Genomic DNA, 20,027 nt, shown 5'->3' on the forward strand with positions numbered 1-20,027 from the left:
TGTCAATTAATATGCAGAAAGATGAGCAGGCGGAATACAAAACCGTGCGCGGCTTAACCCGCGGTCTAATGTTATTAAATATGTTAAATAAACTCGATGGCGGTGCCAGCGTCGGGCTGTTGGCGGAGCTCAGCGGCCTACATCGCACCACTGTGCGGCGACTGCTGGAAACGCTGCAGGAAGAGGGATATGTCCGCCGCAGTACCTCCGATGACAGTTTTCGTCTGACCATCAAAGTGCGGCAATTAAGCGAAGGATTTCGTGACGAACAATGGATTTCTGCACTGGCGGCCCCGCTACTGGGCGATCTGTTGCGCGAAGTGGTATGGCCGACAGATGTGTCCACGCTGGATGTTGACGCAATGGTAGTACGCGAAACCACCCACCGTTTCAGCCGGTTATCCTTTCACCGGGCGATGGTCGGGCGACGTTTACCGCTGCTGAAAACCGCCTCAGGACTGACCTGGCTGGCCTTTTGCCCGGAACAAGAACGCAAGGAGTTAATCGAAATGTTAACCGCCCGCCCCGGTGATGACTATCAACTGGCACGAGAACCGTTAAAGCTGGAAGCCATTCTGGCACGCGCGCGCGAAGAGGGTTACGGACAGAACTACCGCTGCTGGGATCAGGAAGAGAAGATCGCCTCCATTGCCGTGCCCCTACGCAGTGAACAACGGGTGATTGGCTGTCTGAATCTGGTGTATATGGCGAGCGCAATGACCATCGAACAGGCAGCGGAAAAGCATCTTCCGGCGCTGCAACGGGTGGCAAAACAGATCGAAGAAGGTGTGGAATCGCAGGCTATTCTGGTGGCCGGACGGCGAAGCGGCGTGCATTTACGCTAGCGACGTCAATGTGTAATTTGGCCCATTCTCATCGTTATTCGCCCATTTGCCCACATGCACAGTACGGGCTGCACGCTACGCTAATGACATCAATACTGTGATGTGGAGCAAATCATGAAAATTACTCAAATTCGTAATGCCACCCAAATTATCCAATACGCTGGCAAAACATTTCTTATCGACCCGTTACTCTCGCCAAAAGGAAGTTATCCGGGTTTTGCCGGAACGGCACGCGCAGAAATCCGCAATCCAACGGTAGAATTACCGTGTGATTTAACAACGTTACTCAACGTTGACGCCCTAATCGTGACCCATTTGCATGAAGATCACTGGGACGAAACAGCCTCCCGCGTTGTCCCCAAAGATAAACTGATTTATGTGCAAAATGAGCAAGATGCTGAATCACTGCATAAACAAGGATTTACGCATCTTACCGTACTTACCGACGAGACTAAATTTGGCGATATAACTCTGCATAAAACGACAGGGCAGCACGGCTCCGATCGCACCTATGCCGACCCGGCTATGGCGAAGCGTTTAGGCGCAGCCTGCGGCGTTGTTTTCCGGCATCCGACAGAGAAAACGCTCTATCTGGCTGGCGATACCCTCTGGCGTGACGACGTCGAGGCTACAATGCTAACTTTCCAACCAGAAGTGGTTGTGTTGAATGCCGGATTTGCGCATGTTCTGGGGCATGGTGCGATAATTATGGGAGCAGAAGATATTCTCAAAACACATTTTACCCTGCCAGAAGCGCAAATTGTCGCGACACATATGGAGGCCATAAACCACTGTTTGCTGACGCGTGATGCGCTCAAGGAATACGCCAGAGATAATCAAATTATCGAATTTGTGAACGTACCAGAAGATGGTGAAACGTTGACATTCTAATTCGGAGATAAAGAGTGTTATGCGCCCGCTGACTGTTGCCATTATCGCCGTTGCCGGTTTTAGTCCTTTTCACCTTTCCGTACCGTTTATCGTGTTTAGCGAAAAAATGGCGGAAAAAAACGCTTTCACGTGATTATCTGCGCTGAAAAGCCGGGAAACGTGGACTCTGCCGATGGGTTTTCCGTAACCGCCCCCCATGACTATACCGCAGTCATACAAGCGGATATTGTGATAATTCCTTACTGGGGAACAATTACACAAAAACCGCCACAAAAACTGCTGGAAGCCTTAACGACCGCACAGGATAACGGGGCACAGATTGTCGGGCTTTGTCTGGGCACGTTTGTGCTCGGCTATGCAGGTTTACTGAAGAATAAGCGTGCAGCCACGCACTGGGAGTTCGAACGTGAATTTCAGGCACGTTTTCCAGAAACACATCTGGATATTAACGCGTTGTATGTAGACGATGACGGCATTATTACCTCTGCCGGTACTGCCGCGGCGCTGGATTGCTGTTTGTATATTGTTCGGCAACATTTTGGCAGCGACTATGCTAACCACATTGCCCGACGGATGGTCGTACCGCCATATCGCACCGGCGGTCAGGCGCAGTTTATTGAGCAACCGGTGCCGAAAAATACCCATGATGAACGCATCAACCTCCTGCTGGATTACCTGCGGCAAAACATTGCACAACAGCATGATCTCGACTCGCTGGCGCAGCGAGTAATGATGAGTCGCCGCACACTAACCCGCCATTTTATGAAAGCGACCGGTTCGAGTATCGCTGAATGGCTCATCACTGAACGCTTACGCCGTAGCCAGGAACTGTTGGGTTCCAGTCAGTTGCCCGTTGAGCGGGTAGCGGCTGAGGTGGGCTTCCTCTCACCTGTGACGTGGCGTCAGCATTTTAAATCTCACTTCGGCGTCAGCCCCGCCGAATGGCGCAAAACCTTTCGTGGTATGGCATGATAGCGCCCGGAAGAGAGTCATTTCAGGGTGGTGAATGTGAAACCAGTAACGCTATACGATGTCGCTGAGTATGCCGGTGTGTCTTATCAGACCGTTTCCCGCGTGGTGAATCAGGCCAACCACGTTTCTGCGAAAACACGGGAAAAAGTGGAAGCGGCAATGGCAGCGCTGAATTACATTCCCAACCGTGTGGCACAGCAACTGGCAGGCAAACAGTCGTTGCTGATTGGCGTTGCCACGTCCAGTCTGGCTCTGCACGCACCGTCACAAATTGTCGCGGCAATAAAATCCCGCGCCGATCAACTGGGAGCTAGCGTCGTAGTCTCGATGGTGGAAGGAAGCGGCGTCGAAGCCTGTAAAGCGGCGGTACACAATCTTCTCGCGCAACGCGTCAGCGGTCTTGTCATCAACTACCCGCTGGATGAGCAAGATGCCATTGCTGTGGAAGCCGCCTGTGGTAACGTGCCCGTTTTGTTTCTTGACGCCTCTGACAGGTCACCCGTCAACAGTATTATTTTTTCCTATGACGACGGTACGCGGCTGGGCGTGGAGCATCTGGTCGAGTTGGGTCACCAGCAAATCGCGCTGTTAGCCGGTCCATTAAGTTCTGTCTCGGCGCGTCTGCGCCTGGCAGGCTGGCATAAATATCTCGGCCACAATCAACTTAAGCCAATAGCAGAGCTTGAAGGTGACTGGAGCGCAATATCGGGTTTTCAGCAAACCATGCAGATGCTGAATGAGGGCATCATCCCCACCGCAATGCTGGTTGCTAACGATCAGATGGCGCTGGGCGCAATGCGCGCCATTACCGAGTCCGGGCTGCGCGTCGGTGCGGATATCTCGGTTGTGGGATACGACGATACCGAAGATAGCTCGTGTTATATCCCACCGCTCACCACCATCAAACAGGATTTTCGCCTGCTGGGACAAACCAGCGTGGATCGCTTGCTGCAATTCTCCCAGGGCCAGGCGGTGAAGGGAAATCAGCTATTACCCGTGTCACTGGTTAAACGAAAAACCACGCAACCTCCGAACGCGCAAGCAGCCTCTCCCCGCGAATTGGCCGATTCTTTAATGCAACTGGCGCGACAAATTTCCCGACTAGAAACCGGACAGTGAGCGCAACTCAATTAATGTGAGTCAGCTCACTCATTAGGCACCCCAGGCTTTACACTCTGTGCATCTGGCTCGTATGTTGTGTGAAATTGTGAGCGAATAACAATTTCACACAGGATACAGCTATGACCATGATTACGGATTCACTGGCCGTCGTATTACAGCGTCGTGATTGGGAAAACCCAGGCGTTACCCAACTCAATCGCCTTGCAGCACATCCCCCTTTTTCCAGTTGGCGCAATAGCAAAGAAGCCCGTGATAATCACCCTTCCCGTCAATTGCGCAGTCTGAATGGTTATTTACCTGGTTTCCGGCACCGGAAGCGGTGCCGGAAAGCTGGCTCGAACGCGATCTCCCAAAAGCCGATAATATTCCGGTGCCGTCAAACTGGCAGATGCTCGGTTACGACGCCCCCATTTATACCAACGTGACCTACCCCATTACGGTGAATCCGCCGTTTGTTCCCGCAGAAAACCCAACGGGTTGTTACTCGCTCACATTTAATGTTGATGAAAGCTGGCTCCAGGATGGCCAGACGCGGATTATCTTTGATGGTGTTAACTCGGCGTTTCACCTGTGGTGTAACGGACGCTGGGTTGGCTACGGCCAGGATAGCCGCCTGCCGTCTGAATTTGACCTGAGCGCCTTTTTGCACGCCGGAGAAAACCGCCTCGCGGTGATGGTGCTGCGCTGGAGTGACGGCAGTTATCTTGAAGATCAGGATATGTGGCGAATGAGCGGCATTTTCCGCGACGTCTCGTTGCTGCACAAACCGACCACGCAAATCAGCGATTTCCATGTTGCTACCCATTTTAATGACGATTTCAGCCGCGCCGTGCTGGAGGCTGAAGTGCGCATGGGTGGCGAGTTGCGCGACTTTCTGCGGGTAACAGTTTCTTTGTGGCAAGGTGAAAACCTGGTCGCCAGTAGCACCGCACCTTTCGGCAGCGAAATTATCGATGAGCGCGGCAGTTATACCGATCGCGTCACGCTACGTCTGAGCGTCGAAAATCCGGCGCTGTGGAGCGCAGAACTCCCGAACCTTTACCGTGCAGTTGTTGAACTGCACACCGCCGACGGTACGCTGATTGAAGCGGAAGCCTGTGATGTTGGCTTCCGTCAGGTACACATTGAAAATGGTCTGCTGTTACTGAATGGCAAACCGTTGCTGATTCGCGGCGTTAACCGCCACGAGCATCACCCTCTGCGCGGTCAGGTCATGGATGAGCAGACGATGGTGCAGGATATCCTGCTAATGAAGCAGAACAACTTTAACGCCGTGCGCTGTTCGCATTATCCGAACCATCCGCTGTGGTACACGCTGTGCGACCGCTACGGCTTGTATGTGGTGGATGAAGCTAATATCGAAACCCACGGCATGGTGCCGATGAATCGCCTGACGGATGATCCGCGCTGGTTACCGGCGATGAGCGAGCGCGTAACGCGGATGGTACAGCGCGATCGCAATCACCCGTGCGTGATTATCTGGTCGCTGGGTAATGAATCCGGTCACGGCGCTAATCACGACGCGCTCTATCGCTGGATAAAATCCGTCGATCCCTCCCGTCCGGTGCAGTATGAAGGTGGCGGAGCAGACACTACGGCTACCGATATTATTTGCCCGATGTATACCCGTGTGGATGAAGATCAGCCCTTCCCGGCAGCACCGAAATGGTCAATCAAAAAATGGCTTTCACTGCCTGGTGAGTTGCGCCCGCTGATCCTTTGCGAATACGCCCACGCGATGGGTAACAGCCTCGGCGGCTTTGCCAAATACTGGCAGGCATTTCGTCAGTATCCGCGTTTACAAGGCGGCTTCGTCTGGGACTGGGTCGATCAGTCACTGATTAAATATGATGAAAACGGCAACCCGTGGTCGGCTTATGGCGGTGATTTTGGCGATACACCGAACGATCGCCAGTTTTGCATGAACGGTCTGGTCTTTGCCGACCGCACGCCGCATCCGGCGCTGACGGAAGCAAAACACCAACAGCAGTTTTTCCAGTTCCGCTTATCCGGGCGAACAATCGAAGTCACCAGCGAATACCTGTTCCGTCATAGCGATAACGAAATCCTGCACTGGTCGCTGGCGCTGGATGGCAAGCCGCTAACGAGTGGTGAAGTGCCTCTGGCTGTCGCCCCACAAGGAAAACAGTTGATTGAATTGCCTGAACTGCCCCAGCCGGAGAGTGCCGGGCAACTTTGGCTCACGGTACAGGTGGTGCAACCAAACGCGACCGCGTGGTCAGAAGCCGGACACATCAGCGCCTGGCAGCAATGGCGACTCGCAGAAAACCTCCGCGTAACGCTCTCGTCTGCGCCCCACTCCGCCCCGCAACTGACCACCAGCGAAACGGATTTTTGCATCGGGCTGGGTAATAAACGTTGGCAATTCAACCGCCAGTCAGGTCTTCTTTCACAAATGTGGATTGGCGATGAAAAACAACTGCTGACCCCGCTGCGCGATCAGTTCACCCGAGCGCCGCTGGATAATGACATTGGCGTAAGCGAAGCGACTCGTATTGACCCGAACGCATGGGTAGAGCGCTGGAAAGCGGCAGGCCATTACCAGGCAGAAGCAGTGCTGTTGCAGTGTACGGCAGATCGGATTACCGACGCGGTACTGATTACGACAGCCCACGCGTGGCAGTATCAGGGGAAAACCTTATTTTCCAGCCGGAAAACCTACCGTATTGATGGACACGGTGAGATGGCCATCAGCGTGGATGTTGAAGTAGCAGGTGATACGCCGCATCCGGCGCGGGTGGGTCTGACCTGCCAACTGGCACAAGTCGCAGAGCGGGTTAACTGGCTCGGATTAGGGCCGCAAGAAAACTATCCCGACCGCCTTACTGCGGCCTGTTTTGACCGCTGGGATATGCCGTTGTCAGAGATGTATACCCCATACGTCTTCCCGAGCGAAAACGGTCTACGCTGCGGAACACGCGAATTGAATTATGGCCCACACCAGTGGCGCGGCGACTTCCAGTTCAATATCAGCCGTTACAGCCAACAACAACTGATGGACACCAGCCATCGCCATCTGCTGCACGCGGAGGAAGGGAGCTGGCTGAATATCGACGGTTTCCATATGGGGATTGGCGGCGACGACTCCTGGAGTCCGTCAGTTTCGACGGAATTCCAGTTGAGCGCCGGTCACTACCATTACCAGTTGATCTGGTGTCAAAAATAATAATAACCGGACAGGCAATGTCTGCCCGTATTTAGCGTAAGGAAATCCATTATGTTCTATCTAAAAAACACAAACTTTTGGATGTTCGGCTTATTCTTTTTCTTTTGCTTTTTTATCATGGGGGCCTATTTCACGTTTTTCCCGATTTGGCTACATGACATCAACCATATCAGCAAAAGTGATACTGGCATTATTTTTGCTGCTATTTCTCTGTTCTCCCTGTTATTTCAACCGTTGTTTGGTCTGCTTTCTGACAAACTCGGGCTGCGCAAATATCTGCTATGGATTATTACCGTCATGTTAATGATGTTTGCGCCGTTCTTTATTTTTATCTTTGGCCCACTGTTACAATACAATATTATATTAGGTTCGATTGTTGGCGGCATTTATCTTGGCTTCTGTTTTAACGCGGGTGCACCGGCAGTAGAAGCATTTATCGAGAAGGTCAGCCGTCGCAGTAATTTCGAATTTGGTCGCGCGCGGATGTTTGGTTGCGTTGGCTGGGCGCTGTGTGCCTCAATTGTCGGCATCATGTTCACCATCAATAACCACTTTGTCTTCTGGCTGGGTTCCGGCTGTGCGCTCATCCTCGCCGTTCTGCTTTTTTTCGCCAAAACAGATGCACCTTCTTCCGCCACGGTTGCCAATGCCGTAGGTGCAAATCATTCCGCATTTAGTCTTAAACTGGCGCTGGAGTTGTTCAAACAACCGAAACTGTGGTTTTTATCGCTGTATGTTATTGGTGTTTCCTGCACCTACGATGTTTTTGACCAACAGTTTGCTAATTTCTTTACTTCGTTTTTCACCACTGGTGAACAGGGTACGCGAGTATTTGGCTATGTCACAACAATGGGTGAATTACTTAACGCTTCGATTATGTTCTTTGCACCACTGATTATTAATCGCATCGGTGGGAAAAATGCCCTGCTGCTGGCTGGCACCATTATGTCTGTGCGTATTATTGGCTCATCGTTCGCCACCTCGGCGCTGGAAGTGGTTATTCTAAAAACGCTGCATATGTTTGAAGTACCGTTCCTGCTGGTGGGCTGCTTTAAATATATTACCAGCCAGTTTGAAGTGCGTTTTTCGGCAACAATTTATCTGGTCTGTTTCTGCTTCTTTAAACAACTGGCGATGATTTTCATGTCTGTTCTGGCGGGCAATATGTATGAAAGCATCGGTTTCCAGGGCGCTTATCTGGTGCTGGGTCTGGTGGCGCTGGGCTTTACCTTAATTTCCGTATTCACGCTTAGCGGCCCAGGCCCGCTTTCCTTGCTGCGTCGGCAGGTGAACGAAGTCGCTTAAGCAATCAATGTCGGATGCGGCGCGAGCGCCTTATCCGACCAACATACCAGAGCGGAATAATCGTAATGAACATGCCAATGACCGAAAGAGTAAAAGCAGGAAAGTTATTTACCGATATGTGCGAAGGTTTACCTGAAAAAAGACTTCGTGGGAAAGCGTTGATGTATGAGTTTAATCACTCACATCCATCGGAAGTTGAAAAAAGGGAAAGCCTGATTAAAGAAATGTTTGCCACGGTAGGAGAAAATGCCTGGATAGAACCACCTGTTTATTTCTCTTATGGTTCCAACATCCATATAGGCCGCAATTTTTACGCAAATTTCAATTTAACCATCGTCGATGACCACACAGTCACTATCGGTGATAACGTACTGATTGCCCCCAACGTTACCCTTTCCGTTACCGGGCACCCTGTACACCATGAATTGAGAAAAAACGGAGAGATGTACTCTTTTCCGATAACGATTGGCAATAATGTCTGGATTGGGAGTCATGTGGTCATTAATCCAGGCGTCACCGTCGGAGAAAACTCTGTTATTGGCGCGGGCAGTGTCGTAACAAAAGACATTCCGCCAAATGTCGTTGCTGCAGGCGTTCCCTGTCGGGTTATTCGCGAAATAAACGAGCGTGATAAACAGTATTATTACAAAGATTATAAAGTTGAATCTTAAGGTTAAATAAACACAGGAACAAAAGAAGGTAGCAGAGTAATAAATCATGGTAGCCACTGACACAAGTCAGTGGCTGTTCACCCCAGACGATTACCGTTTGTAGTCAATGGCTTCCGGCTGATCCAGATATACAGTGGTTTGTGCCGGTTGTGTACTGGCAATCACCTTACCGCCACGTACCGAATAACGTACCGGAACCTGACGACGCAGCGCGTCAAACCCATTTTCTGCAGGCAGGATAATCAGGTTGGCGCTGTTTCCAGCGGAAACACCATAATCCTGTAAATTGAGCGTTCTGGCACTATGATGGGTGATTAAATTCAGACCATCGTTAATCTGCCCGTAGCCCATCAACTGGCAAACATGCAGCCCCATATGCAGCACTTGCAGCATATTCGCCGTTCCCAGCGGATACCACGGTTCGAAGACATCATCGTGACCAAAGCAGACGTTAATGCCGGACTCCAGCATCTCTTTGACGCGCGTAATGCCGCGACGTTTTGGATAAGTATCAAAACGTCCTTGCAGATGAATATTGACCAGCGGATTGGCAACAAAGTTAATGCCGGACATTTTCAGCAAGCGGAACAAACGCGAAGTATACGCCCCGTTATAAGAGTGCATTGCGGTGGTGTGGCTGGCGGTGACGCGCGCGCCCATTCCTTCACGGTGCGCCAGCGCGGCAACAGTTTCGACAAAACGCGACTGCTCATCGTCTATCTCATCGCAGTGAACATCGATCAGGCGGTCGTATTTTTGCGCCAGCGCGAAGGTTTTATGCAGCGACTCCACGCCGTATTCGCGGGTAAATTCAAAATGCGGAATCGCCCCCACTACGTCAGCTCCCAGGCGTAGCGCCTCTTCCAGCAACTCTTCACCGTTGGGATACGACAAAATCCCTTCCTGCGGGAAGGCGACGATTTGCAGGTCAATCCACGGCGCGACTTCCTGCTTCACTTCCAGCATCGCTTTCAGTGCAGTCAGGGTTGCGTCGGAGACATCTACATGGGTACGCACATGTTGAATGCCGTTGGCAATCTGCCATTTCAGCGTTTGCCAGGCGCGTTGCTTAACGTCGTCATGGGTTAATAACGCTTTGCGCTCGGCCCAGCGTTCAATGCCTTCAAACAGCGTGCCGGACTGATTCCAGTTCGGTTGCCCGGCAGTTTGCGTGGTGTCCAGGTGAATATGCGGTTCCACAAACGGCGGTAAAACTAAACCTTTCTCAGCATCCAGACTGTTTTCAGTCACGGGCATGACGCCGGATTGCGCATCAATGGCGCTGATTTTTCCGTCCTGCAGATGAATCTGCCACAGCCCCTCTTTGCCGGGTAACCGGGCGTTAATAATTGTCTGTAAAGCGTTATTCGACACTGTTAGCCTCCACATGCGTCATTGCTGCTGTCGTTCTGCGATTCAAAATCGGGTTAAGGATCAGATAGCTCAGCGCGCCACCTAATACAGCGTTGACCGGAACAATCCCCGGTAACCAGTGGCCTGCGGCAATCCCCAGCGCGACAGCCAGAATCGCCACCCAATTGACACTCATCATACGCGTGGTCGCAAAGTGCTCATAGCGGCGACGGTTCATCAGATAGTCCGCGATGATTACGCCGCCAACGGGAGGGATAGCTGCCGAAAGAAAGGTCAGCCAGCCGACAAAATTGTTGTACAGCCATAATGCGCAGACCGTACCGATAATACCGTTGATGACCGAAAGGGTTTTGCTCGACATACCGGTAATGTTGGCGAAACCTAAACCCGACGCATAGAGCGCGTTATCGTTGGTGGTCCAGATATTCAACCCCAGCACCACAATCGCAGGCAGCAGCAGGCCCTGAGCAATCATCACATCAGAGATATCTGCCATGCCCAATGCCGCAGCACCTGCCGCACCGAAAATAAACATCAACGAGTTGCCGAGGAAAAAGGCCACCATCGCCACCAGCACCGCCAGTTTGGCATTGCGACCAAAACGGACAAAGTCGGCAGTGAGCGTACCTGCACTGATAAATGAACCGACAACCAGCGCCAGCGCGACATTGAAATCTAGCGGTTGTGCGGGAACGACCGCTTTTAATGCCTCCAGACCGCCCATGCCGTTAACGGCCAGCCACACGGAATAACCGCCAAGACAGGCGATCGCCGGAACCGCAATTACAGAAAGAACTGTCAGCGCCGAAATGCCAAAGAACACGGTGGCGGTCATCAGTAAACCAGAGACGGCGATGAGCAGATTAATATCCAATCCCGTCGCCTTGCCCACCGGAATGGCAAACATCGCCACGCCAACACCAAACCAACCAACCAACCTGGGTGCCGCCCAGCAGCAGTGAAGGTAGCCATGAACCTTTAACACCAAAAGAGAAGCGAGCAAGAAGATGGGTCGTCAGGCCAGTTTTTGCGCCAATGTAGCCAAGAAATGAAGTGTAAATACCGAGGAGAAGATTACCGATGAGGACTGCGAGGAAGAAATCATGATAGCTAAGACCGGTTCCGAGAGTGCCGCCGGTCCACATACTGGCGGAAAAGAAGGTTAATCCCAGCATGACGAACGTCAATGCCAATACCCCTTTCCGCGCCGACTGCGGGACTGGCCCCTGGCTAAAGTTGTTATCTTGCGACACGAAATTCCTCCGTTTGCTGTTTGAAACCCAAAAAATCCGCCGCATTCTATTCATCTGAAAATAAAAAGCAATCGTTTCCGTGGTGGAATATATTTTTTATATGGATGAGTGCGAAAAAGTGGATAAAAAATTATCTCTGGAAAAACAGTGGGTAGACTTGATAAGACGCGCCAGCATCGCATCAGGCATCAAAGCACGGTTGTCGGATGCGGCGCGAGCACCTTATCCGACCTACGGTTCAGACCTGCAGGCCTGATAAGACGCGCCAGCGTCGCATCAGGCATCACAGCACAGTTGTCGGATGCGGCGCGCGACGCGTCCGACAATACCTTACTCTTCCATCGCCTGGCGGATCTGATCCAACGACGCGGGATCATCAATGGTCGTCAGATCCCCCGGATCACGTCCTTCGCAAATAGCCTGGATCGTGCGGCGCAACATTTTTCCGGATCGCGTTTTCGGCAACTGCGAGACAAACCAAACGTGCGCCGGGCGGCCAAAGTTGCCAATCTGGCTGTCCACCAGCGCCATAATTGCCTTTTCTTCGGAGTGTGCCACCTCGCGGTCTTCCAGACTGTCGCTCTCTTTCGGAATAACAAACGCCACCGCCACCTGCCCTTTCAACGCATCTTTCACCCCTACCACCGCCACTTCGGCAACGCCAGGATGACTGGAGATACTCTCTTCAATCTCGCGCGTGCCCAGCCGATGCCCGGCAACGTTAATCACATCATCAGTGCGCCCGAGAATAAAGTGATAGCCGTCAGCATCGCGGATACCCCAGTCAAAGGTGGCATATACCGGACGGGAAAACAGCGACCAGTATGTCTTCACAAAGCGGTCGTCGTCACCCCAGATAGTCTGAATACAGCCCGGCGGCAGCGGCCCTTCCACCACCAGCATCCCTTTCTCATTCACGCCGCACGGTTCGCCAGTAGCTTCGTTGAGCAACTGCACATTGTAGCCATACATCGGCACGCCGGGGCTTCCCAGACGCGTCGGCCTGTCGTCCAGACCACGAGCAATCGCCATAATCGGCCAGCCGGATTCGGTCTGCCAGTAGTTGTCGATGACCGGCACATCCAGCGTATTGCTCACCCAACTGGCGGTCGGTTCATCCAGCGGTTCTCCTGCCAGATAGAGCACTTCCAGCGACGAGAGATCGTGTTTACGAATTTCAGCAGTAGGAAATTTTTTCAGCACGCGAATAGCGGTCGGCGCTGAGAACATTCGGCTCACCTGATATTTCTCGACAATTTTCCACCACACGCCACAGTCCGGCCAGGTCGGCAACCCTTCGTAAACAATGGTCGCCATCCCCGCCAGCAGCGGTGCGTAGACAATATAAGAATGCCCCACCACCCAGCCGATATCCGACGCGCAAAAGAACACACCGCCCGCTTTGCCACCAAAAATGGTTTCCATTGAGGTTGCCAGCGCCACCGCATAACCGCCGACGTCACGCTGCACGCCTTTAGGTTTTCCGGTCGTGCCGGAGGTGTAGAGAATGCAGGAAGTTTCGTTAGATTCCAGCCAGGCGACCGGCACCCGCGCGCCGATGTGCTGATGACGCAACGAAGCGAAATCAACATCCCGCCCGCTGACGCGCGCCATTTTCGCCAGCCCGCGATCCACCAGCAAAACGTGGCGCGGTTGGTGCTGCGCCTGCTTTATCGCATCATCGAGCAATTTTTTATAGGGAATGATTTTGCCGCCACGCGCCCCGGCATCTGCCGAGACAATCAGCACCGGTTTGGCGTCGTCGATTCGCGCCGCCACGCTGTGCGAAGCAAATCCACCAAATACCACCGAGTGAATAGCACCAATCCGCGCGCAGGCCAGCAGGGTAATGTGCGCTTCGGCAATCATCGGCATATACACCAGCACCCGATCGCCGCGCTGCACGCCCAATGAGCGCAACATTGACGCCACCGCGTTCACTTCGTCATATAACTGGCGAAAGGTAAACGTGCGCTCTTCTTCTGTTTCCGAAGAGACGGCAATCAGCGCCAGCGCCTCTGGCTGTTTCTCCAGCCAGCGGTCGACGGCGTTGTGGCACAAATTGGTTCGGCCTTCACAAAACCAACGGGCAAACGGCGGATTGCTGTGATCGAGCGTTTGCGTAAAGGGCGTCTGCCAGTCGATACGCAGGGCCTGCTCGGCCCAGAACTGCTCCGGTTCGTTAATCGAACGCTGATAAAATTCGCTAAAAGACATAATGCTCTCCTGTTGAACTTACGCCTTACCGCCGTTTGCTTAAATCACGTACAGGTCGAGATACTCATTGACCGGCATCTGCTCGAGGCGAGTTCTGTCGAGAGAAACCGCCAGAATGTGCTGCTGCTGGCGAGTCGGAAACTGGCGCGCAAGGTTGATTTTGAATTTATCGACCAGCTTCGGAATGCCATCCTGACGGCGGCGGGCATGACCAATTGGGTACTCCACCACCACTTCTTCAAAGCGCGTACCATCGGTGAACTCAAGGGTAATGGCGTTGGCAATAGCGCGTTTTTCCGGGTCGTGGTAGTCGGCAGTAAACGCCGGATCTTCAAAGCAAGTGATCTTCTCGCGCAGGGCGTCGATGCGTTTATCTTGCGCAACCTTGTCTTCGTAATCTGCCGCCGTTAAGCACCCAAACAGCAGCGGGATCGCCACCATGTACTGAATGCAGTGGTCGCGGTCAGCCGGGTTATTGAGCGGCCCTTTTTTGTCGATGATGCGAATACAGGCTTCGTGGGTGCGGATGGTCACTTTTTCGATATCCGCCGCTGTTTTACCTGCAGCCTGCATCTGTTCATAGAGCGTCATCGCCGCTTCAACTGCCGTCTGGGAGTGGAACTCCGCCGGGAAGGAGATTTTGAACAGCACATTTTCCATAACGTAGGAACCGTACGGACGCTGGAAGCGGAACGACTCACCTTTGAAGGAGACGTCGTAGAAGCCCCACACCGGCGCAGTCAGGGCTGACGGATAACCCATTTCGCCGGTTTTCGCCATCAGCGCCAAACGTACCGCGCGGGATGTGGCATCGCCCGCCGCCCAGGATTTACGCGTGCCGGTGTTCGGCGCATGACGATAGGTACGCAGCGACTGACCGTCCACCCACGCCAGCGAAACAGCGTTGAGAATTTCCTCGCGGGTCAGGCCGAGCATTTCGGCCACCACGGCGGTGGAAGCCACTTTCACTAACAAAACGTGGTCGAGGCCGACGCGATTAAAGGAGTTTTCCAGCGCGATGCAGCCCTGAATTTCGTGGGCTTTGATCATTGCGGTCAGCACGTGCTTCATGGTCAATGGCGCTTTGCCGCTGGCGACCGCGTTGCGGGATAACCAGTCCGCCGTGGCGAGAATACCGCCGAGGTTGTCGGAAGGATGGCCCCACTCCGCTGCCAGCCAGGTATCGTTGAAATCGAGCCAGCGGATCATCGCACCGATGTTAAACGCAGCCTGGACAGGGTCGAGCTGGAACTGAGTTCCGGGGACACGCACGCCGTTAGGTACGACGGTGCCGGGGACAATTGGCCCCAGCAGTTTTTTACAGGCTGGATATTCCAGCGCTTCCAGACCACAGCCGAGGGTATCGAGCAGGCAGTAATGGGCGGTGTCGTAGGCCACTCTGGAACTGATTTCGTAATTCATGACGTAATCGACGATATCAACGATTTCACGGTCGAATTCCGGGCGGATGTTGTTGATTTGAGCTGACATTGGGTACGTTTCCTTATTGTTATTCGTAGAGGTTTACTGGCGCTTATCCAGCGCAACAAACTGACAGTCTTCCGGTCCAACGTAATTCGCGGAAGGACGGATAATTTTGTTGTCCTGACGTTGTTCAATAATGTGCGCCGCCCAGCCGGTAATGCGAGCGATGACAAACAGCGGAGTGAACATCTCAGTGGGGACGCCCATCATGTTGTAGGAAACGGCAGAGAACCAGTCGAGATTGGGGAACATCTTTTTCGTCTCCCACATCACCGTTTCCAGACGATCGGCGATGTTGTACATCTTCAGTGAACCGCCTTCCTGCGAGAGCTGCTTCGCCACACGTTTGATCACCTGATGGCGCGGATCGGCAATGGTATAAACCGGGTGCCCGAAACCAATGACCACTTCTTTGTTTTCCACGCGTTTACGAATATCCGCTTCGGCTTCATCCGGCGTTTCGTAGCGTTGTTGGATCTCCAGCGAAACTTCATTCGCCCCGCCGTGTTTCGGCCCACGCAGTGCGCCGATTGCGCCGATAATGGCTGAATACATGTCAGAACCGGTGCCCGCAATAACCCGGCTGGTGAAGGTGGAGGCGTTAAACTCGTGCTCGGCGTACAGCACCAGCGAAATTTGCATCGCCTTTTCCCAACTTTGCGACGGCTTTTCGCCATGCAGCAGATGCAGGAAGTGGCCGCCGATGGAGTCGTCATCGGTTTCCGGCTGGATGCGTTCGCCGTTGTGGCTGTAGTGATACCAATAGAGAAGAATCGAACTCAGCGACGCCAATAATTTGTCAGCAATATCCCGCGCGCCTGAGACGGTGTGCCCCTCTTTTTCCGGCAGCGTACAGCCGAGCGCAGAAACGCCTGTGCGCATGACATCCATCGGGTGCGACGCCGCAGGTAAGGCCTCCAGCACGGTACGCACGTTAGCCGGTAAACCACGCAGGGCTTTCAGTTTCGTTTTGTAGGCGGCGAGTTCGTCACGGGTCGGCAGCTTGCCGTGGATCAGCAGATGCGCCACTTCTTCAAATTCGCAATGTTCTGCGAGGTCGAGAATATCGTAACCACGGTAGTGCAGGTCATTGCCGCTTTTACCCACCGTGCAGAGCGCCGTATTGCCCGCCGGAACGCCGGAAAGTGCCACAGATTTTTTCGGTTTAATGACATGGGTACTGCTTTGCAGGATCGTTGTGTCGCTCATGTTGTCCTCGTCATTGTTATCATTTGTAGGGTCAGGATTGTTGTCGGATGCGACGCCATGTGTCTTATCCGACCTACAGTTCAGTGCATCCCGTAGGCCTGATAAATCGCGTCAGCGGCGCATCAGGCATCGGTTGTCGGATGCGACGCCATGCGTCCAGTTCAGCACGCCCCGTAGGCCTGATAAGTCGCGTCAGCGGCGCATCAGGCATTGGTTGTCGGATACAACCAACGGGCGTTTGTTTTATTTCGCCTGACTACGGGCAAACAGATCGTCGAGCTTCTCTTCGTACTGGTAGTAGTTGATGCTTTCGTACAGCTCGTTGCGGGTTTGCATGGTGTCGATGACGCTTTTCTGCGTGCCTTCCTGACGCAGGACGTTGTAGACATGTTCGGCAGCGCGGTTCATGGCGCGGAACGCTGACAGAGGGTACAGCGCCATTGCGACATGAGCGCTGCGTAATTCATCGGTGGTAAACAGCGGCGTAGCGCCAAATTCGGTAATGTTGGCAAGGATCGGCACCTGCACCGCATCGGCAAACTGGCGGTACATGGCGAGTTCGGTAATCGCCTCCGGGAACAACATCTCGGCACCGGCTTCAACGTAAGCCTGCGCACGCTCAATCGCTGCATCCAGTCCTTCAACCGCCAGCGCATCGGTGCGCGCCATGATCACAAAATCAGGATCGGTTTTCGCATCCACTGCCGCGCGGATCCGATCCACCATCTCTTCTTTCGAGACGATCGCTTTGTTCGGGCGATGACCGCAGCGTTTCGCACCAACCTGATCTTCAATATGCAGCCCCGCCGCACCGGCCTTAATCATCGATTTAACGGTACGAGCGACGTTAAAGGCCGAAGAGCCAAAACCAATATCAGCATCGACCAGCAACGGCAGCGAGCAAACGTCGGTAATACGGCGAATATCGGTCAGTACATCATCAAGGGTAGAAATACCGAGATCGGGCAACCCCAGCGAACCGGCCGCCACACCGCCGCCGGAGAGATAAATTGCCTGATATCCGGCACGCTGTGCCAGCAACGCATGGTTAGCGTTAATGGTGCCGACAATTTGCAACGGGGTTTCTTTGGTGAGTGCGGCGCGAAACGCTTTACCTGGAGAGTGTAGAGACATAGCCCATCCTTTGTTATCAACTTGTTATTTCGTTGATAAACACAAAGCAAGGGCTGTGCCACAATTACTCAAATCAAACTAAGCATTAAATTTCAATGAGTTATTAAAATCACGCTTAATTAATCCGCAAATATGCGTTTCAGTTAACGTTTCAGACAATGTTTCACTGCGTTTCATTGCAACAATGATGAAACAAGTCTAAACCCAATATTCGGTTTCTTGATTTATGGCGCGCAATGGCACATCCACCTCGACTTAACGACGATAAACCGGTTATCTGGACAGTATCGGTGACGCGCTTGTTCGAGCTGTTTCGCGATATCAGCCTCGAGTTTGATCACCTGGCGAACATTACCCCTATCCAGCTTGGCTTTGAGAAAGCGGTGGCCTACATCCGTAAGAAACTGGCAAGCGAACGCTGCGACGCCATCATCGCCGCAGGCTCTAACGGCGCGTACCTGAAAAGCCGCCTGTCGGTGCCGGTGATTCTGATTAAACCCAGCGGCTTTGATGTATTACAGGCACTGGCAAAAGCAGGAAAACTCACCTCGTCTATCAGCGTCGTCACCTATCAGGAAACTATCCCGGCGCTGGTGGCTTTTCAAAAAACGTTTCATTTGCGCCTCGACCAACGCTGCTACATCACCGAAGAAGACGCACGTGGGCAGATCAACGAACTGAAAGCCAACGGCGCCGAAGCGGTAGTTGGTGCTGGGCTAATTACCGATCTGGCAGAAGAAGCCGGGATGACCGGCGTTTTTATCTATTCTGCCGCCACCGTGCGCCAGGCATTCAGCGATGCGCTGGATATGACGCGCATGACGCTACGCCATAACGCCCACGATGCGACCCGCAACGCGCTGCGTACTCGCTACGTTCTGGGCGATATGCTCGGTCAATCGCCACAGATGGAACAGGTGCGGCAAACCATTTTGCTGTATGCCCGCTCAAATGCTGCGGTGCTGATTGAGGGAGAAACAGGAACCGGCAAAGAGCTGGCAGCACAGGCAATTCATCGGGAATACGTTGCCCGCCACGATGCGCGACAGGGGAAAAAATCGCATCCGTTTGTTGCCGTTAACTGCGGGGCGATTGCTGAATCACTGCTGGAAGCGGAGTTGTTTGGCTATGAGGAAGGGGCATTTACCGGCTCGCGACGCGGAGGCCGCGCCGGGCTGTTCGAAATTGCCCACGGCGGCACGCTGTTTCTGGATGAGATAGGCGAAATGCCGCTGCCGTTGCAGACTCGCCTGCTGCGGGTACTGGAAGAAAAAGAGGTCACCCGCGTCGGCGGGCATCAACCGATTCCGGTGAATGTGCGAGTTATCAGCGCCACCCACTGCAATCTGCAAGAGGATATGCAGCAAGGGCGGTTTCGCCGTGATCTGTTTTATCGGCTGAGTATTTTGCGCCTGCAGTTACCCCCACTACGCGAGCGGGTTGCGGATATTCTGCCGCTGGCGGAAAGCTTTTTGAAAGTGTCACTGGCAGCACTTGCCGCCCCGTATTCTGCTGCGTTACGCGAGGGGTTAAATACCTGCCAGGCGGTGTTATTGCACTATAAGTGGCCGGGGAATATTCGCGAACTACGCAATATGATGGAACGACTGGCGCTATTTTTAAGCGTGGAACCGATGCCAGATTTAACGCTGCAATTTCTGCAGCGATTATTGCCAGAACTGGCCAAAGAATCGGTTAACGTTATCGCCGCCACCGTGCTGACACCACGGCAGGCGCTGGAGAAATTTAACGGCGATAAAACAGCAGCAGCGAATTATTTAGGCATCAGCCGCACGACGTTCTGGCGGCGATTAAAAAATTAAATTGCCGGACGCGGCGTGAACGCCTCATCCGGCCTGCAAAACTATGAATATCAATATGTTGCATTTACTGATAAACGTGCGCATTAGGCATGTTTACATGGACTTAAGAATTACTTCTTCTTATAAATATTTGCCGTGCCGTGGATCTTATTGTCAGTCTGACCGGAGGTCAGCACTAACACATCAGCCCCTTTTTCATCCGCTTTTTTGATCAAATCTTCTTTCGCATCTGCGGTCGACATTTCATTACTGGTTGAAATATCACCTATTTTTTCATATTGCGATTCAACCTTTTCAAATTCCGCTTTGGTCATCAATTCCGCTGCATAGACGTTTGTGACAACAAAAGCTAACGCACCAACTAAGAGCTTAGTTCCAGTTTTCATCGGTGAACTCCATGATGTGTGATTAGGCTAATACCCTGAAGCTAACAGTCATCATCAGGGTTGATTAATAAGTAGTTCAGCGATTAAGAAAAATCTATAGCAAAAGAGAATATATTTGTATTATTCTTAATGTGAATCCCACTTCTTCTGCCA

13 protein-coding genes and 3 pseudogenes are annotated in these 20,027 nt (G+C 52.8%); 9 read left to right on the top strand and 7 right to left on the bottom strand.

Annotated elements, in window-relative coordinates; genetic code table 11:
- The first annotated feature begins 11 nt into the window (after positions 1-11).
- The 7 genes and pseudogenes from C1192_RS10930 (at position 12) to lacA (ending at position 8,993) form a co-directional block, all read left to right on the top strand.
- Positions 12-845: a DNA-binding transcriptional regulator gene (locus tag C1192_RS10930; RefSeq protein ID WP_038354640.1), complete on the top strand. Its 834-nt coding sequence runs from the start codon at positions 12-14 to the stop codon at positions 843-845.
- Between the two features lie 114 nt (positions 846-959).
- Entirely contained in the window at positions 960-1,736 is a 777-nt protein-coding gene (locus C1192_RS10935) for an MBL fold metallo-hydrolase (RefSeq protein ID WP_038354641.1), read from the top strand.
- Positions 1,737-1,755: 19 nt separating this feature from the next.
- Positions 1,756-2,708: pseudogene (ovrA, locus tag C1192_RS10940) on the top strand (OI-19-encoded virulence regulator OvrA).
- A gap of 36 nt (positions 2,709-2,744) precedes the next feature.
- Complete coding sequence (locus C1192_RS10945) at positions 2,745-3,827, top strand: LacI family DNA-binding transcriptional regulator (protein ID WP_038354642.1); 1,083 nt, start codon at positions 2,745-2,747, stop codon at positions 3,825-3,827.
- Between the two features lie 122 nt (positions 3,828-3,949).
- Positions 3,950-7,017, top strand: a pseudogene (locus C1192_RS10955) (beta-galactosidase).
- 51 nt (positions 7,018-7,068) lie between these two features.
- Positions 7,069-8,322 carry a lactose permease gene (lacY, locus tag C1192_RS10960; RefSeq protein ID WP_038354643.1) on the top strand — a complete coding sequence of 418 codons (1,254 nt, stop codon included), beginning with the start codon at positions 7,069-7,071 and terminating at the stop codon, positions 8,320-8,322.
- Between the two features lie 65 nt (positions 8,323-8,387).
- Positions 8,388-8,993: a galactoside O-acetyltransferase gene (gene lacA, locus C1192_RS10965; protein WP_001515838.1), complete on the top strand. Its 606-nt coding sequence runs from the start codon at positions 8,388-8,390 to the stop codon at positions 8,991-8,993.
- 90 nt (positions 8,994-9,083) lie between these two features.
- On the opposite strand, the gene codA is transcribed toward lacA, so the two are convergent.
- Both codA and codB read right to left on the bottom strand, forming a co-directional pair.
- The gene (gene codA, locus C1192_RS10970; RefSeq protein WP_038354644.1) at positions 9,084-10,367 is read right to left on the bottom strand and encodes a cytosine/isoguanine deaminase; all 1,284 of its coding nucleotides are present in this window, start codon (positions 10,365-10,367) and stop codon (positions 9,084-9,086) included.
- Positions 10,357-11,620: pseudogene (codB, locus tag C1192_RS10975) on the bottom strand (cytosine permease). Before codB ends, codA begins: the two are co-directional and overlap by 11 nt.
- Positions 11,621-11,702: 82 nt before the next feature.
- Here codB and C1192_RS25135 point away from each other — a divergent pair.
- Entirely contained in the window at positions 11,703-11,876 is a 174-nt protein-coding gene (locus C1192_RS25135) for a hypothetical protein (RefSeq protein WP_158650415.1), read from the top strand.
- 74 nt (positions 11,877-11,950) lie between these two features.
- Here C1192_RS25135 and prpE read toward each other — a convergent pair whose 3' ends face one another.
- The 4 genes from prpE to prpB all read right to left on the bottom strand — a co-directional run bounded on the left by prpE (position 11,951) and on the right by prpB (position 17,665).
- Positions 11,951-13,837, bottom strand: coding sequence for a propionate--CoA ligase (gene prpE / locus C1192_RS10980; protein ID WP_016248397.1), 1,887 nt, complete (start codon positions 13,835-13,837; stop codon positions 11,951-11,953).
- A gap of 39 nt (positions 13,838-13,876) precedes the next feature.
- Positions 13,877-15,328, bottom strand: a complete 1,452-nt coding sequence (locus C1192_RS10985) for a bifunctional 2-methylcitrate dehydratase/aconitate hydratase (protein WP_038354645.1) — start codon at positions 15,326-15,328, stop codon at positions 13,877-13,879.
- Positions 15,329-15,361: 33 nt separating this feature from the next.
- The gene (prpC, locus tag C1192_RS10990; RefSeq protein ID WP_038354646.1) at positions 15,362-16,531 is read right to left on the bottom strand and encodes a bifunctional 2-methylcitrate synthase/citrate synthase; all 1,170 of its coding nucleotides are present in this window, start codon (positions 16,529-16,531) and stop codon (positions 15,362-15,364) included.
- A gap of 243 nt (positions 16,532-16,774) precedes the next feature.
- Positions 16,775-17,665, bottom strand: coding sequence for a methylisocitrate lyase (prpB, locus tag C1192_RS10995; RefSeq protein WP_001515833.1), 891 nt, complete (start codon positions 17,663-17,665; stop codon positions 16,775-16,777).
- Positions 17,666-17,901: 236 nt separating this feature from the next.
- Here prpB and prpR point away from each other — a divergent pair, with 236 nt between their 5' ends.
- Positions 17,902-19,488: a propionate catabolism operon regulatory protein PrpR gene (gene prpR / locus C1192_RS11000; protein WP_038354647.1), complete on the top strand. Its 1,587-nt coding sequence runs from the start codon at positions 17,902-17,904 to the stop codon at positions 19,486-19,488.
- Positions 19,489-19,598: 110 nt separating this feature from the next.
- Here prpR and yahO read toward each other — a convergent pair whose 3' ends face one another.
- A complete protein-coding gene (gene yahO, locus C1192_RS11005) occupies positions 19,599-19,874 on the bottom strand; it encodes a DUF1471 family periplasmic protein YahO (protein ID WP_000848012.1) in 276 nt (91 codons plus the stop codon).
- Positions 19,875-20,027 lie beyond the last annotated feature (153 nt).

Origin of the sequence: Escherichia marmotae, assembly GCF_002900365.1 — a bacterium.
Lineage (GTDB): Bacteria > Pseudomonadota > Gammaproteobacteria > Enterobacterales > Enterobacteriaceae > Escherichia > Escherichia marmotae.

What these genes read in the sequence shown, in the direction of transcription:
- C1192_RS10930 (WP_038354640.1), top strand. Translation starts at nt 12, where the DNA reads ATGCAGAAAGATGAGCAGGCGGAATACAAAACCGTGCGCGGCTTAACC.
- C1192_RS10935 (WP_038354641.1), top strand. Translation starts at nt 960, where the DNA reads ATGAAAATTACTCAAATTCGTAATGCCACCCAAATTATCCAATACGCT.
- lacY (WP_038354643.1), top strand. Translation starts at nt 7,069, where the DNA reads ATGTTCTATCTAAAAAACACAAACTTTTGGATGTTCGGCTTATTCTTT.
- lacA (WP_001515838.1), top strand. Translation starts at nt 8,388, where the DNA reads ATGAACATGCCAATGACCGAAAGAGTAAAAGCAGGAAAGTTATTTACC.
- prpE (WP_016248397.1), bottom strand. Translation starts at nt 13,837, where the DNA reads ATGTCTTTTAGCGAATTTTATCAGCGTTCGATTAACGAACCGGAGCAG.
- C1192_RS10985 (WP_038354645.1), bottom strand. Translation starts at nt 15,328, where the DNA reads ATGTCAGCTCAAATCAACAACATCCGCCCGGAATTCGACCGTGAAATC.
- prpC (WP_038354646.1), bottom strand. Translation starts at nt 16,531, where the DNA reads ATGAGCGACACAACGATCCTGCAAAGCAGTACCCATGTCATTAAACCG.
- prpB (WP_001515833.1), bottom strand. Translation starts at nt 17,665, where the DNA reads ATGTCTCTACACTCTCCAGGTAAAGCGTTTCGCGCCGCACTCACCAAA.
- prpR (WP_038354647.1), top strand. Translation starts at nt 17,902, where the DNA reads ATGGCACATCCACCTCGACTTAACGACGATAAACCGGTTATCTGGACA.
- yahO (WP_000848012.1), bottom strand. Translation starts at nt 19,874, where the DNA reads ATGAAAACTGGAACTAAGCTCTTAGTTGGTGCGTTAGCTTTTGTTGTC.